The 15085-nt window shown below is 60.2% G+C and carries 15 protein-coding genes and 1 riboswitch; of the genes, 6 read left to right on the plus strand and 9 right to left on the minus strand.

Annotation, left to right across the window (positions count from 1 at the left end; genetic code table 11):
- Positions 1–46 precede the first annotated feature (46 nt).
- Complete coding sequence (locus AD930_RS06005; RefSeq protein WP_061505489.1) at positions 47–1192, plus strand: metallophosphoesterase family protein; 1146 nt, start codon at positions 47–49, stop codon at positions 1190–1192.
- A complete protein-coding gene (locus AD930_RS06010) occupies positions 1189–3981 on the plus strand; it encodes an AAA family ATPase (RefSeq protein WP_061505490.1) in 2793 nt (930 codons plus the stop codon). The genes AD930_RS06005 and AD930_RS06010 overlap by 4 nt, the downstream gene beginning before the upstream one ends.
- Here AD930_RS06010 and AD930_RS06015 read toward each other — a convergent pair.
- The gene (locus AD930_RS06015; RefSeq protein WP_082781724.1) at positions 3965–5425 is read right to left on the minus strand and encodes a carbohydrate porin; all 1461 of its coding nucleotides are present in this window, start codon (positions 5423–5425) and stop codon (positions 3965–3967) included. The two genes, AD930_RS06010 and AD930_RS06015, sit on opposite strands and share 17 nt — an antisense overlap.
- A gap of 192 nt (positions 5426–5617) precedes the next feature.
- Here AD930_RS06015 and moaB point away from each other — a divergent pair, with 192 nt between their 5' ends.
- The 3 genes from moaB to AD930_RS06030 all read left to right on the plus strand — a co-directional run bounded on the left by moaB (position 5618) and on the right by AD930_RS06030 (position 7476).
- Positions 5618–6172, plus strand: coding sequence for a molybdenum cofactor biosynthesis protein B (moaB, locus tag AD930_RS06020; RefSeq protein ID WP_043550490.1), 555 nt, complete (start codon positions 5618–5620; stop codon positions 6170–6172).
- The gene (locus AD930_RS06025) at positions 6165–6743 is read left to right on the plus strand and encodes a DJ-1/PfpI family protein (RefSeq protein WP_043550492.1); all 579 of its coding nucleotides are present in this window, start codon (positions 6165–6167) and stop codon (positions 6741–6743) included. The genes moaB and AD930_RS06025 overlap by 8 nt, the downstream gene beginning before the upstream one ends.
- Before the next feature lie 64 nt (positions 6744–6807).
- Entirely contained in the window at positions 6808–7476 is a 669-nt protein-coding gene (locus tag AD930_RS06030) for a POTRA domain-containing protein (protein ID WP_061505491.1), read from the plus strand.
- A 92-nt stretch (positions 7477–7568) separates the two neighbouring features.
- On the opposite strand, the gene folE is transcribed toward AD930_RS06030, so the two are convergent.
- The 7 genes from folE to AD930_RS06065 all read right to left on the minus strand — a co-directional run bounded on the left by folE (position 7569) and on the right by AD930_RS06065 (position 14008).
- Positions 7569–8177, minus strand: coding sequence for a GTP cyclohydrolase I FolE (gene folE / locus AD930_RS06035; RefSeq protein ID WP_043550493.1), 609 nt, complete (start codon positions 8175–8177; stop codon positions 7569–7571).
- A gap of 51 nt (positions 8178–8228) precedes the next feature.
- The gene (apaG, locus tag AD930_RS06040; RefSeq protein WP_043550495.1) at positions 8229–8702 is read right to left on the minus strand and encodes a Co2+/Mg2+ efflux protein ApaG; all 474 of its coding nucleotides are present in this window, start codon (positions 8700–8702) and stop codon (positions 8229–8231) included.
- A 177-nt stretch (positions 8703–8879) separates the two neighbouring features.
- Entirely contained in the window at positions 8880–10088 is a 1209-nt protein-coding gene (metZ, locus tag AD930_RS06045; protein ID WP_061505511.1) for an O-succinylhomoserine sulfhydrylase, read from the minus strand.
- A 64-nt stretch (positions 10089–10152) separates the two neighbouring features.
- Positions 10153–10232: riboswitch (SAM riboswitch) on the minus strand.
- Positions 10233–10341: 109 nt separating this feature from the next.
- Positions 10342–11331 carry a bifunctional GNAT family N-acetyltransferase/(deoxy)nucleoside triphosphate pyrophosphohydrolase gene (locus tag AD930_RS18415; protein WP_061505492.1) on the minus strand — a complete coding sequence of 330 codons (990 nt, stop codon included), beginning with the start codon at positions 11329–11331 and terminating at the stop codon, positions 10342–10344.
- Positions 11324–12439 carry an aromatic ring-hydroxylating oxygenase subunit alpha gene (locus tag AD930_RS06055; protein WP_043550497.1) on the minus strand — a complete coding sequence of 372 codons (1116 nt, stop codon included), beginning with the start codon at positions 12437–12439 and terminating at the stop codon, positions 11324–11326. Before AD930_RS06055 ends, AD930_RS18415 begins: the two co-directional genes overlap by 8 nt.
- A gap of 155 nt (positions 12440–12594) precedes the next feature.
- Positions 12595–13089, minus strand: coding sequence for a DUF2721 domain-containing protein (locus AD930_RS06060; RefSeq protein WP_061505493.1), 495 nt, complete (start codon positions 13087–13089; stop codon positions 12595–12597).
- A gap of 46 nt (positions 13090–13135) precedes the next feature.
- A complete protein-coding gene (locus tag AD930_RS06065; RefSeq protein ID WP_061505512.1) occupies positions 13136–14008 on the minus strand; it encodes an ATP-binding protein in 873 nt (290 codons plus the stop codon).
- Positions 14009–14160: 152 nt separating this feature from the next.
- Here AD930_RS06065 and yajC point away from each other — a divergent pair, with 152 nt between their 5' ends.
- Positions 14161–14526 (plus strand): preprotein translocase subunit YajC, encoded by a 366-nt coding sequence (gene yajC / locus AD930_RS06070; protein ID WP_197056220.1) that lies wholly within the window; start codon positions 14161–14163, stop codon positions 14524–14526.
- An 87-nt stretch (positions 14527–14613) separates the two neighbouring features.
- Here yajC and AD930_RS06075 read toward each other — a convergent pair whose 3' ends face one another.
- Positions 14614–15063, minus strand: a complete 450-nt coding sequence (locus tag AD930_RS06075; RefSeq protein ID WP_061505494.1) for a hypothetical protein — start codon at positions 15061–15063, stop codon at positions 14614–14616.
- Between the last annotated feature and the right edge of the window lie 22 nt (positions 15064–15085).

A 15085-nucleotide genomic window follows, 5' to 3' on the forward strand; every position in this document is an offset into this window, starting at 1 on the left:
CAGGATGTGCTGAATTAAGGCACACCTTCTCAAAACTGCGACCTTTATGAAATTTATCCATACCTCAGACTGGCAGATTGGACGGACGTTCCGCTTTGCTGACGACGATACGCTCGGCGCGTTGCAGGCAGAACGGCTGGAAGCCATCCGAAGGCTCGGCCTGCTGGCACGGCAGGAAGGCGCTGCGCATGTGCTGGTGGTGGGGGATGTGTACGAGCATGAGACGCCAGCCGAGCGCACCCTGCATCAGCCCATCGAACGGATGCGCGATTTTGCGGACATCCAGTGGCATTTGATCCCCGGAAACCATGATGCGGATCAGCCGGAAGGTGTCTGGGCGCGTCTGGCCCGCAGCGGTCTGCCGGAAAATGTGACGGTGCATCGGGAGCCCGGACCAGTTTTGATTGATACAGCACATAATGCGTGGGCGCTGCCCGCCGTGCTCAAGCGCCGCCACGTTCTGACCGATCTGACGGCCTATATGGACGAGGCCGAAACCCCGCCAGACGCGCTGCGGATTGGTCTGGCACATGGTTCGGTCGTTGGGTTTGGTGGTGAGGTTGAATCAGAACACAATCCCGTAGCGCTGGACCGCGCTAAACGCGCCGGGTTAGCCTATCTGGCGCTGGGGGACTGGCACGGCTTTTGTCAAATTGATGCCCGCACGATTTATTCCGGCACACCGGAGACGGACCGCTTTACGACTGGCGGTGGTGGCGGAGGGGAAGCCGTGGTCGTCACGCTGCACGGGCCTCGGGCGGAACCGGAGATCAAGCGCCACAGAACTGGCCGCTACACATGGAAAAAGCTGGATGATGTGGTGCTGACATCCGAGCAGGATATTCTGGCGCTGGATGCCCGTATCCGCAGCATTGCGCCAGATAATCCGGGGGCGGTGCTGGTCTGGGCAGCGGTGTCCGGCCTGCTGTCGGTGGACGATATGGCCCTTTATGAAAGTACGATCCTCAAGCGCCTGAGCGGAGCCGTCGCCTGTTTGCGCCTGACAGGAGCACCACAGCTTTCCGCCGGGCTGGATGATCTGGATCGGTTTGGCTCCGGTGGGGCGGTGCGCGCCGCTGCCGAGCACCTGCTGGCTCAGTCAGAAGCAGGCGGGGCGGAGGGGCAACTGGCCTCGGAAGCCCTGCAACGGCTTTTTCTGTTCTGGCAGGAGATGGGAGCGCAGGCAGGATGATCCTGACAGATTTACAGATTGAAGGCTTTCGGCGCTTTGCGTCCCCGGTGCGTCTGGATGGACTGGGGCCGGGGCTGAACGTGCTGGCCGCGCCGAACGAAGCCGGAAAATCGACCCTGCTGGCCGCCCTGAAGGCGGTCCTGATGGTGCGGTCCAGCTCCAAGGCTAAGCCCGTCAAGGATCTTCAGCCTTATGGCGGCGGCGCACCGCATGTGGCGGTGTCTTTCACATGGAAGGGCATGGACTGCCATCTGGAAAAGCAGTTCATCTCATCAAAGGCCTTCACTCGGTTGATCTTGGGCACAGAACGGTTTGAAGGCGATCAGGCAGAAGAAGCTCTCCGTAACCTTCTGGGGCTGGAAGAAGCCAGCAAGAGCGAGGCGGCAGGCCTGTGGAGCGCGCTGCTGGTGGGGCAGGGCGAAAGTTTTGCGCAGCCCGACCTGAACCAGACCGGGCAGGACAGTCTGCGCAGTTGCCTGGAACATGGGGTGGACCATGCGACCGGTGGGGCTGCGGCCAGTGCCGTGCTGAGCCGTGTGCGGGACCGGCTGCATCTGCTCCAGACAGCAAAAAGCGGTCAGCCAACAGGCAAATACAAGCAGGCGCTGGAGCAGGAAGCGCAGGCGCAGGCGTGTTTGCAAGACCTCCAAAACCGGCGGGCTGCGCTGGAAGAGGATCTGGCGGCGCTGGATCAGGCGCGCCGGGCCTTGCGTGAGCAGGAAAACCCGGAACGCAAGGCGCAGGATGAGGCCGAACTTCTGGCTTTGCGCCAGTTGCGGGACAAACTGCGGGTTGCGGATGCGGAGGAGCAGGCCGCCAGAGCCGCCCTCGCAACGGTGACGCACACCCGCAACAGCCTCTGCGATGAACAGGAGCGGCGGCAGGAGCGGCGGGAGACCCAGCGCAAGCTGGAACGTGAGGCGGCTGAAATGCAGCATGATCTGCAAGCCCTCACGCAGCGGACGGCACAGGCCCGTCAGCGTTATGAAGAAAGCCGAACACAGCGAGAGCAGGCGGAACAGCAGCAGCAGGCCGCACGGCAGGCGTTGCTGGCTGTTTCTCGCCGGGTCACTGTCTTGCAGCAGCGCGCCGCACTGGACCGAAGCAAACAGACGCTGCACCGGGCCGAGGCGGCCTGCACGCGGCTGGAACAGGCCCGTGCTGTGCTGGCGGCCTTGCTGGTTGATGAAGGGCTGATCCGCCGCGTGCGGAAAGCCGTGCGGGAACAGGATGCGGCTCAGGCCGCGCTGAATGCCCGCGCAACCCGTTTGACTGTAACCTTACAGCCTGAAGCCGCTGGTCGTGTTCTGCTGGATGGGGCTGCCTGCCCGCAGGGCGAGATGGTTCTCACACAGGCAGCAGACGTGCAGGTCGAAGGCATTGGCCAGTTCCGCATTACACCGGCTGTCAAAGATCATGATGAGGCTCTGGCGGCCGCAGATACGGCCCGGCAACAGCTTCAGTCCGTCCTGCACTCCGCCGGATGCCAGAGTGCGGAGGACGCCGAGACTCTGTTTGAAGAACGGCGACAGGCCGAAACGCGGGTGGCGGAAGCGCGTGCGGCCTTTGTGGCCTCTTTGCCCACAGCACGGGATGAGCGCGACGCGACCCTGTTCGAGGCTCTGGCGACGTTACGGCAGGATTTGAGTGATCAGGTTGCTGCTCTGGAACGGGAACAGGCAGCGTTTGAGCAGGACTGCCAGCCGGAGTTGGCCGGGGTGCTAGGTGGCCGTGCAGATCAGGCTGCGACAGAAACTGTTTGCAACCCAGAGGCTGAAGGCGGTGTGCAAACGGACCAGACGGAAGCGACGTTGCAGGCGTTGCAGCAAAAGGCCCGGCAGGAAGAAGAGCAGGCCGCCCGCGTCGCAGACAAAGCCCGGCAGACGGAGCGCACGGAGCAGGCAGCGTATAACGCGGCCCAAAATCTGCAGGACAAAGCTGAGACGGCTCTCAGGCAAAAGCAGACGGAACGAGATCAGCTCGGGCGCGAACTCGCCGTGAGTGCAGCGCGGGAAAGCGATGACGCTCTCGCAGCACGTGCAGCAGAGACCGCGCAGGCGCAAGCGCAGGCCGAAGCGCATGTGCAGGCGCTCAAGGCCGGGCGAGAGACGGAGCAGCCTCTCTCCGTTGTGGAAACCCGCATTATGCGGCGGGAGCAGGCGCTGGAGAACGCCCGCACGTCCATTGCGCGCCTGCGTGAGGAGATCAAGGAACGGGAAACCCGCGTGCGCGTGGCCGAGGGCGATGGACTGGATGAGAAAATTGCCGAGGCCGGGCGCACGGCCTCGCGGCTCAAGCTGGACTGTGAAGGGTATGAGCGGGAGCGTGCCGCACTGGCTCTCCTGGACCAGACCCTGAGCGATGCGGAAAAAACGCAGACTGAACGCTATCTCGCCCCGTTGGTGCGCACTCTCCAGCCCGCGTTTTCCACCGTGTTTCCCGGTGCGTCTCTTGAGATGGATACCGGGTTTGGTCTGTGCGGCCTGACCCGGCGGACGGCGGAAGAGTTTGGCAAACTGTCGGATGGCACGCGGGAGCAGATTGCCGTGCTGGTGCGTCTGGGCTTTGCAGAACTGCTGCATGCCCGCCAGTCGCCCGCCATTCTGGTGCTGGATGATGCGCTGAGTTTTTCAGATTCTCAGCGGCTGGAACTGATGTTCGATGTGCTGGCCGATGCGGCCACGCGGTTCCAGATTCTGGTGCTGACCTGCCGCGCGGAAGCTTTTGCCAGACTGGGCGGCAGGCCTCTCAGCCTGCGGCCCATCCCGCAGATTACAGAACGACGTTGAACTGAAGGGCCATCACGGCGGCGTCATGGAACGTCGTCGTGGCGCCGGGGCGGTTGATATACTGGAAGTCCGGCTGAAGGGTCAGGCCGTTCGCCACATGCGCGTTGTAGAAGAACTCGTAGACGTTTTCATGAGACTGAATGCCCCAGACCTGCCCCCACTGGTTGGACTGGAAGTCCTGCCCGGCAATGACGGACGCTTCCTGCTGGAGCGCTACGGTGCGGCTCATCTTCATCCACTGGTACATCATGCCGATGCTGTCATTCGGGCGGCCCCAGGGCTTACCAGTTTCCAGCAGGCCACCCCACAGATGGTGAGACATGGCGGTAGTTTTGCCGTCTGTCCACATATAGCCGCCCATGGCAATCAGGCCGTTGGTCGGGCCTTCCCCATTACGGACCAGCATCTGGTCAGCCTGTAGCCATGCGCTGGCGCGGCCTGCATGGTAACGAGCCGGCTGGCCGGTCTGCACCCAGGCGTTGCCGTTGATGTCTTCATACAGGTCTTTGTATTTGGAATTATCGTAGCTGTAGCCAGCCTTATAATGGCCCACCAGATGGTTCTTGCCGAAGGAGGGCATCCAGCCGATTTCCACCGGGGTGGAGAATTTGCCCAGACCATCCTGCGCCCACGCCCAGCCGGAAATGCCGCCGTTAAAGGCATGGGGGGAGACGGCAAACAGGCCGGCCATAATATAGGTATCATTGGTGGGCATGACGCGGGCCACGGCGCCAAGGTTGCCTGATGGCCAGTCACGGTTGCCTTCCGTGTATTTGTTCGGGGCGGGGTTCCCGCAGACAGCCACGTTCATATACATACAGAACAGCGGAGAGGCCGCGAAGAAGCTGCCCACCGGAATCCAGCCTGCACTGATATCCAGATGGTTATTCAAGAACGACTTTTCGCCATACAGATAGACAAGATGGGCCACCACGTTGCCTCGGGCACCGTAAATCTGCTGCACGCCGCCAATCGAATCCCCGATATACTGGGTGCTCAGATTCTGGCCGTGGCCGTTTACCACCATCATGTGGGACCAGAAGCCTTTGAGCAGATTGAGGTCAGTCAGCTTCCCCCAGTCCACATCCAGCTCCACGCCGACCTGCCCGGCGTTGGTCACACCCTGCCGCATGCCGCCACGGAAGTTCCCGGCCAGTTCCTCATGCACGTCGGCCAGAACGTGGATGCCGTGGTCCAGCAGCCAGGGCTGCGCACCCCACCAGTCCCCAAAAAAGTGGTTTTTCCCGTAGGGCGCTGAGAACATCGGGCCCGGGTCTTCCACCGGGTTGGCCTCATTGTTGGCTTCCAGGCTGGGCCACAGGCCAGCAGCACTGTTCCCGCCCGTCAGCAACTGCGCTGATGCTTTTGAGGAGAAAGCTGGGGTCAGGCAACAGGCAAAAGAGAGTGCGCAGAAGAAAGAGAAGCCGGATGAAAATCTTGTCATTTTTCTTTTTGTTTTTGTTGAGGATGCATGAGGCGAGTGTTCATATTGTTTCAAAGCGGCACCATAATGTCTAAAACTTTTTTCACTCTCTTGGGTCTTTCGGCCTGTTGGGTGGTATTTTAGCGACAGCCGCCAGCACAGCGCTGCCCGGAATGCGTTGACGCATGCGGCAGCAGATGATGAATTCCATTTATGACAAAAATAGACACAAACCGCCCCTTCCTGCCGGTGCGTATCGCGGTAATGACCGTATCGGATTCCCGCACGCTTGAGACAGATACATCGGGTCAGGCCCTGGTTTCCCGCCTGGAGCAGGCAGGCCATGTGCTGGCAGACCGCACGATTGTGCGGGACGATGTCAAACAGATAACGGAACAGCTTAAGAGCTGGATAAAAGACCCTCTGGTTGATGTGGTGATCACGAATGGCGGCACCGGTGTAACCGGGCGCGACGTGACGCCGGAAGCCTTTGACTGTGTGCTTGAAAAGCGCATCGAAGGCTTTGGCGAATTGTTCAGAATGCTGTCCTACCGCAAGATCGGCACGTCCACCATTCAGTCCCGCGCTGTCGCAGGTGTTGCGGACGGAACATACCTGTTTGCGCTGCCCGGTTCAACCGGGGCGGTCAAAGACGGCTGGGATGACATTCTTGTGTTCCAGCTCGACAGTCGCCATCGCCCCTGTAACTTTGTGGAGCTCATGCCCCGGTTGCGTGAAGGATTGAAGGAGGATCATTCCCATGACTGAAGACGTCAGACTGCTGATGCTGGCAGGCGATTATGTGGAAGATTACGAGATCATGGTGCCGTATCAGGCGCTGCTGATGGTGGGCTACAAAGTGGATGTGGTCAGCCCCGGCAAGAAGGCGGGGGACAAGGTTCTGACCGCCATCCATGATTTTGAAGGTGCTCAGACCTACAGCGAAAAGCCCGGTCATGCCTTCCAGCTCAATGCGACGTTCGATGAGATTGATACGGACGATTATATCGGCCTGATCATCCCCGGTGGTCGTGCGCCGGAGCATCTGCGCATGCACCCGCGGGTGATCGAGATTGTCAAAGCCTTTGCAGACCGGCCACTGGCTGCCATCTGCCACGGCGCGCAGCTGTTGGCTGCGGCGGATATCATCAAGGGCCGCACGGTCTCCGCTTACCCCGCCTGCCGCCCGGAAGTGGAAATGGCTGGCGCAACCTACGCCGATATTGCGGTGACAGACGCCGTGACGGACGGAGAGCTGGTGACTGCCCCGGCCTGGCCTGCTCACCCGGCCTGGCTGGCGCAGTTCCTCAGCGTGCTGGGCGCGACTGTGACAATATAGTGCATTGGCAGGCTCCTCCCGTTGTGCATCATAGAGGATTGTGTTCAACAGGATGGAGCCTCTTATGAGACGTCTTACTGCCCATTTTATCCCTGCGGTTCTCAGTCTGGCCTGTGCCATGCCGCCAGCCGCAGCATGGGCACAGCAGGCGACCTCCCTCCCGCCGAATGATGCCCCAAGCCCTGCGCCGAACATGCATCCCGACGTCAAACTGCCGACCCTCAACACGCCGGTTAAGGTAGAAGACATCAAGGTTTCCGGGAATAAGCGGGTCAGCAGCGAGGCTATTATGGCTGTGGTGCCGTTCCATGTTGGCAGCATGGTCACGCAGGCGCAGATCACACAGGGTCTGCAGGACATCATGAAGCTGTATCAGCAGCAGAATATTGGCGGCAAATTCCACCAGAGCCTTAGCCTGGACGGCAAAAGGGTGAAGGTAGGATGGGCCATTGAAGAAACCGGCGGCCCGGCAGATTTTCAAAAGCCGCTGGTGCTGGAAAGCCTAGGGTTTGACGGCAATCTGCACGTCTCAACCTCAGCGCTGAAAGAGGCCGTGCATCGTCAGCCGGGCGAACAGGTTACCCCTGCAACCGTGCTGGCTGATGAAAAAGCCATTCAGGCTTTATATGTGAAGAAGAATATCGGCGTGACCATCGTGCCGGAAAGCCATGCGCCGCATAAAGATGAGCGCGTGACGCTGACTTATCACCTGACGGAAAAAGCCAACGATTAAGGGCTCTGAAGGCCCTATGCAGGCGGTTCTGAGGTAAAACTCAGCGCCGCCTGTTTGGGGCTTTGCCCCCGTTTCTGTGGGGGCTGGTCGTCTTAGTATTCGCTCGCACCCGGGCGGTTGAGCATGGCCAGCAGTTCCCGCCGTGTATCAGAATTGGTGCGGAACACGCCCAGCATCTGGCTGGTGACCATGGAAACGCCGGGGCGATGCACGCCACGGGTCGTCATGCATTCATGGCTGGATTCAATAATGACGGCTGTGCCGTGCGGCTGCAGAACATCATTAATAGTGTTGGCGATCTGGGCCGTCAGCCGTTCCTGAATCTGCATGCGGCGGGCATAGGCATCCACCACGCGTGCCAGTTTGGAAATGCCGACCACGCGCTGGCGTGGCAGATAGGCGACGTGCGCGCGGCCAATGATGGGGGCCAGATGGTGTTCGCAGTGGCTTTCAAAGCGAATATCGCGCAGCAGCACGATTTCATCATAGCCTTCAACTTCGGAAAATGTCCGTTCCAGAAGTGTTTTGGGGTCAATCGCGTAGCCCTCAAAAAACTCTTCATAGGCGCGGGTGACGCGGGCAGGCGTATCATGCAGCCCTTCGCGGTCCGGATTTTCCCCGGCCCAGCGGAGCATGGTGCGGATGGCGTCTTCCGCCTCTTCACGGGTTGGGCGGTCAGTCTTGGGCAGAGGGTCGCTCATGCCATTCTCCTGCGGTCTGCATGATGATGAAGCGGTCATGGCCGGTTCGGGTTAATGGATCTGGCGGAACTGGAACGGGCTATCAAGGCTGAAAGCCGGAATGGCGATATCAAACCGTTTGCCGGAATTGACATTCCACATCTGGTAAGACCCGCGCATAAAGCCACCTGCCGTGGTGAGGGAGACGCCGGATGTGTAGTCAAACCCGTTCTGCGGGCGGATGACCGGCTGTTCGCCCACAACGCCTTCACCATGCACATATTCCGTGCGGCCTGCCCCATCGGTAATCTGCCAGGTGCGTTCCTTCAGCTGGATAGGGGCGGTCCCACCATTTTCAATGCGGATGCGATACACCCAGCAATAGACATCCTCGTCCGGTTCCGACTGTTCGGGGAGCCAGAATACCTGCACGCAGACGCGCATATCGTCCGTCACGGCTTCATACATCGGCGCTGAGGCGAAGAGTTCGCTCAGGGCGTCATCATGATCGGGGGACATGGGCGGTGAGTCCGGCCAGTCAGGCATGGGGTGTTCTGCTCCTGCATAAGAATAACATGGCCGGTTTCATGCCATCCGGGGCATCCCGTAAGGCAGACGGCACGGCACAGTCCGCTGGCAGTATCACGAAGCGATTGGATAAGGGAAGCCGCCTGTCTGGTCTGTTGCTGTTCCGGCACAAAGCAGACAGGCGGCGGTCAGGCGTTAGCCTCTGGCGAGTGCTGCCACGCCACGGGCAAGGTCATCAATCAGATCGGCGCTGTCTTCCAGCCCGACAGAGAAGCGGATAGCCCCGTCGGAAATGCCCAGTTTGGCCCGTTCTTCCGCACCAATTTTCATGTGCGTGGTGGTGGCCGGGTGGGTGACGAGGGAGCGCGCATCGCCCAGATTGTTGGAGATGGCGATGAGCTTCAGAGCGTTCATGAACGCAAATGCGCCGTCCTGCCCGCCGTCCACTTCAAACGCGACCATGGTGCCGCCGGCCGTCATCTGGCGCTGGGCAAGGTCATACTGCGGATGGTCCTTGCGGCCCGGATAACGCACGCTGACAATGCCGGGCGCGGAGGCCAGATAGTCCGCCACGGCTGCGGCGTTGCGGGTCATGGCTTCCACGCGCAGTGCAAGTGTTTCCAGCCCTTTGAGCATGACCCATGCGTTGAAGGGGGAGAGCGCGTTGCCCGTATTGCGCACGAACGGCTGGAGCGTTTCTTTAATCCAGTCTTCCTTGCCCAGCACGGCACCACCCAGAACGCGTCCCTGCCCATCGATATGCTTGGTACAGGAATACACCACTACGTCGGCACCCAGTTCCAGCGGCTTCTGGTAGAGGGGGGAGGCAAAGACGTTATCGACAATCACCAGTGCGCCGGCCTTGTGGGCGCGCTCTGCAATAGCGGCGAGGTCCAGCACGTCCAGCATGGGGTTGGAGGGGCTTTCCAGCAGCACGGCAGCCGTCGGTTTGCTGAAGGCTTCGTCCCATGCAGCAAGGTCACCGCCGTCCACAAAGACCGTTTCCACGCCGTATTGCGGCAGCAGGTTGGCCACAATCCAGTGACAGGAGCCAAACAGCGCGCGGGAGGCTACAACGCGATCCCCGGCTTTGACCTGAGACAGCAGGGCGGAAGACACAGCGCCCATGCCGGTGGACGTGGCCACACAGGCTTCAGCCCCTTCCAGATCCGCCAGACGGCGTTCCAGCGCTGCAACCGTGGGGTTGGCAAAGCGGCTGTACTGATAGTGGGAGATTTCACCGGTAAAGGTTTTAGCGGCCTGTTCAGCGTTTTCGTAAACAAAGCCGGACGTCAGGAAAAGCGCCTCGCTGGTTTCACCATATTCGGTGCGTTCCAGGCCCGCATGCAACAGGCGGGTGGCGGGGCGCCAGTTTTGGGAAGAGGGTGTCTTGCTGTCACTCATCATGAGGTATCCGGTTCTTTTGCTGTCATACAGCGCAGTGTGACCGTGGAAACCGTGGCGTCGGCACAGCGTCGCCATGGCCTCTTTAGCGCGTTTATTTTACCTCGCCGCAAGCCGGCCGGACAAATCACGAGGTCTTAGCGTGCTTTAACACACCGCAAGCATTTCGTTATGCGGAGGCATGTTCTGTTCGTCAAGCGTCTACCCGCCCGCCTCGCTGCGGCCTCAGCTATGCAGCAGAGTAGGACGTATTTTACAGCAATTCCTGCAGGAGCGGCACAAAGGGAATATCCGCGTCCGGCATGGGGTAATCATGCAGGTCTTCCGGTTTTACCCATGCCAGTGTCTGGCCTTCCTTCGGGGTCGGTGTTCCGGCCCAGCGGCGGCACAGATAAAGCGGCATCAGCAGATCAAACCCCTTGTAGGAGTGTGATGCGAAGGTAAACGGGGCGAGACAGGCGCGGGAGACATCCAGCCCCAGCTCCTCTTCCAGTTCCCGCATCAGCGCGACTTCCGGCGTTTCTCCGGGTTCGACTTTCCCGCCGGGAAATTCCCACAGGCCTGCGAGACTTTTCCCCTCCGGCCGTTTGGCCAGAAGAATACGCCCCTGCGCGTCAATCAGCGCAGCGGCAGAGACAAGAACGAGCTTGCGGGGAGCAGCGACACCGTCCGTCTGCGTGCCGGCAGGCGTGTCGAGATCATCACGCGTGGCTTCAAACACCCGCACGGGATGGTCTTTCCCACGGGCCACAAACATCTGTTTGTCCGTGCCAATGGCCCGGAACCCAATATGTTCAAGCACACGGGCAGAGGCGGCGTTATCATCCGCAACCGTGGCGCGCAGGCAGGTAATATCCAGATTAGCCAGCGCCCAGCGGGCCAGCCGCCCTGCCGCAAGGGTGGCAATGCCCCGGCCCCAGTACGTGCGGCCTATCCAGTAGCCCAGCATGCCAACGCGCCCAACCTGTGGCACTGTTTGCACACGCAGGCCTACGCAGCCCACAAAGGTGTCGTTTTCATCCAGAATGGCAAAATGACAGCCTTCTCTGGCCCGATGCAGGGAGAGTGTGGACGCAATCCAGTCATCAGCCAGTTCCCGCGGGTAGGGGAAGGGCAGGCGGCTGAGCATGCGCACCACTTCCCAGTCATTGACCAGATTGTGGAGCGCAGGGGCATCATCAGGCAGCAGAGGGCGCAGCCGGTAGGGCGGCGCCTCCAGAACCAGAGACGTGATCTCAGGCATTCACAGCCGGTGCGGCGGGAACCCCGCATTCTGCCAGAAGGGCACGTAGCGCGTTAATCACGGGGAAGACTTCCACATTGTGGTCGCCGCCCAGCTCACGCCATGCGTTCTGTTCCAGTTCCACAATTTCACGGTCTTCCGCAAAAATCCGCTCGGTGAACGCAACTAGGAACGGCCATGCCAGTTCCAGAACACCCGGCACCTTGGGGCGCTTGACGGACAACAGGCCAAAGGTCCGGTTTGTCAGTTCTTCCGCATCCTGCGGGACGTAGACGATCCACAGATCCATCACCGGGTCTTCATCACCCGTCTGGATGCGCAGGGTCTGATACGGATATTCCGTGCGGATGGTCATGACGTCACGATGCTGGAATTTTTCCGAGGAATCGCGGCGTTCACCAAAAATCAGAGCTTCACCCAGAGGCTGCTTGCCGCTGGTGCGGGCGAAGGAATAGCGGGCTTCCACCAGACCGGCTTCACGTTTCTGGCCCAGAAAGCGCGGGCGCATCTGGCCCATCTGCTTCATGTGCATGAACTGATGGTTCATATCCATCAGGTTCTCATGCATGAAGCTGTAGTGGCACTTTACTTCCTGCCCGAAAAAGCGGGTCTTGTAGGCCGGGTCTCCCACACGGGCCAGACGCGGGGCCAGCGGCACGGAATCTGCTTTGTCCGGGTCTCCGGGGAAGATGAAGATCAGGCCATCCTGCTCACGGCAGGGGAAGGTCCGCACACCGTTGGGCAGCTTCCCTTTGCCCAGATAGGGCACATCAATACAGCGGCCGGAGCGGCCATAGGCCCAGCCATGATAGCAGCACTGGACGGACTGACCGCAGACTTTGCCTTTGCTGAGCGGCACCTGCCGGTGTGCACAGCGGTCTTCCAGCGCAAAAATTGCGCCTTCCGTGGGGCGCACCAGAGCGATGGGCGTACCTGCATAGCGCGTGCCGATAGTCTTGCCTGGCTTAAGTTCTTTGGACCATGCAACCGGGTACCAGAAGTCCGGATTAGAGCGGATGCGCCGCAGATCCGTACCGGTGGTGGTGTTATGCCCCGCGCCGAAAGAGGGTGTATCGTCTGGTGTGTCGGTCTGAACGGTCTGGTCCATCTTGCCTCTATGTCATGACGTTCGGGGCCGCGTCATCCTGACACTGCCGATTAGCGGATGCATGCAACCGTATATCACGCAAAGAGGCAAGACGCAGAGGGAACGGAATGCCCGGTTATTCTCTTTTTATTTGCAAATTATTCAGAAACTGAATGTTACGCTGCTTTGGGTGTTGGTCTGGGCATAGGTCCCTCGCGCTTCAGCCCATGCCAGGCAATCAGGCTATCCCCCAGAAACAGGCCCAGCGCTCCCACCGTGCAGGCAAGGGCCATCCCGAACATGACCACCAGCCAGGTGGCGACGGAGGAATCCCGCACGCTGCCCATAAATAGCACAAATGCCGCCCCGCAGGAGGCAGCACCCCCAAGCCCTCCGGCCAGAATGGCCGTGTCCAGCATCAGGGTGCGGTGGTGCAGGCGGACAAGGTGCTTCTCCAGGGTCTGGTTCCGGTCCGGGTCGTCATTCCCGTCCATCAGCAAGGCATTGGCCTGTTCAATATGGTCGGACACGCGGGCCAGACGAGTATTGAACAGGTTGAGCAGCGTGCCGATGCCCGAAAGCATGAAAACCGGCGTCAGCGCGATCTGGATGATATGCGCAACGCTATCAATCGGTTCGGCGGAGATGCCTGCCAGAACGGGAAAGGCCATGAAGTGGAAAGTCCTTGCTGCCAGAACAGTGGGGCGAGAGGAGGATCTAGCGGCTGGAGGCCAGTTCTGCCGTCAGGTCTTCAATGAACTGGAAGGCCACCCGGCCAGAGCGGCCGCCACGGGTGATAGCCCATGCATTGGCGCGGGCTGTCAGATCCTCATCGCTGATGGGAAGGGCGCGTTCTCTCGCATAGGTCCGCACCATGTCAAGAAACACATCCTGCGGGCACGCGTGAAAGCCCAGCCACAGGCCGAACCGGTCGGACAGGGAGACCTTCTCTTCCGTGGCTTCAGACGGATTGATGGCGCTGGCGCGTTCGTTCTCAATCATCTCACGCGGCATCAGATGCCGGCGGTTGGAGGTGGCGTAGAACAGAACATTCTCCGGCCGCCCGGCAATGCCGCCATCCAATACGGATTTCAGGGCTTTGTAATCGCGGTCTTCTTTCTCAAAGGACAGATCGTCACAGAAGATGATGAAGCGGCGCGGGCTTTCCCGCAGCATGGCCAGCAGGTCCGGCAGGGTGGCCAGATCTTCCCGCTGAATTTCAACCAGCGCCACCCGGCCCTGACCCGGGGCGCACGGCTTACCATCCACCTGATTGACCAGTGCATGCGCCCCCTTAACCAGTGAGGATTTGCCCATGCCGCGTGAGCCCCACAACATGGCGTTGTTGGCAGGCAGCCCGCGGGCAAAATGCTCGGTATTGTCCATTAGCGTCTGGCGCTGCGAGTCCACGCCCTGCAACAAACCGGCAGGCACATGCGCCACATGGGCTACCGGCAGCAGCCGCCCGCGCTCGGGGAGCCAGACAAACGCATCGGCCTGATCCACCCCATCCAGGCTTGGCGGCGGAGGGGAGAGGCGCTCCAGCGCTGAGGCAATACGTTCAAGGACGGAGAGAGGGGCGGTATCCATCAGGGCAGGGTCCATGGTTGTGCCGCCGGGGAACTTCCGGCAGGAAAGGAGGTGGTGCGACGGCTTATCTTCAAGGGATGCTTGACGTGTGAGCCGTGAAAATTATGGTCACGCATCTTAATTACGCAACCAGCCTTTCCGGAAAGCCTGCCATCATGTCCAATTTTCTTATTCCCGCAGCCTATGCCCAGTCCGCCGGTGGCGGGGGTGCTGGCTCGAGTCTGATGTCGTTCCTGCCGTTCATCGGTGTGTTCGTCATCATGTATTTCCTGATGATTCGTCCGCAGCAGCAGAAGCAGAAGCAGCTCCAGAATGAGCTGAAGTCCCTGCGTCGTGGTGACCGGATTGTCACCGCAGGCGGTATTATCGGCATTGTGCAGAAATCTCGTGACGACAGTCAGGAAATTGAAGTGGAAATCGCGCCGAACGTGCGCGTCATGGTTCTGCGCAGCACGGTCACCACGGTTCTGACCAGCACGGCCAAACCTGCGAATGATGTAGCGGACGCCAAGAAATAAGCATGCGATGCATCAGGCGGCGCATTCTCGGGCGCTGTTACAGAAAGCGGGCTTCTTGCCCGCTTTTTTTGTGCCCGGAGGCGTAGATTAGAGAGGCTCGTTTTCGGCTGCCAGACGGGCGTCCGCCGTGTCGCTCTGGGCAATTTCCTCGGTCACATCTAAAGCCAGCACTTCGCCGGCCATGATGATGCTCAGCAGCGCCAGAATTTTCAGGCCCAGCGTATCGTTGCTTTGCGGGTGGCCGTGCAGAATGTGCAGCACAAGAGGGGTGAGGGCGGGTAGAGGCAAAAGCCAGAAGACCGCCCGCCAGATCGGTTTTTGGATGCGGGACCGATAAAATGTGGCCAGCCGCCGCTCTTTCTTCAGCACGAATTTCAGGAACAGGACAATTGCCGTGCCAATGGCAAGGGATATGAGCGGCATCAGCACCACTGTGGACGCCACCTCATGCCAGTTACAATAGGCCAGCCCAAGCAGGGCCACCCCCACCCATGATGAAAAATAGATGGCAATGCCAATAATGGAATAATGCTTCACGATACGATCCTCAAATGTCGTT

This window comes from Acetobacter malorum (assembly GCF_001580615.1).
Lineage (GTDB): Bacteria > Pseudomonadota > Alphaproteobacteria > Acetobacterales > Acetobacteraceae > Acetobacter > Acetobacter malorum.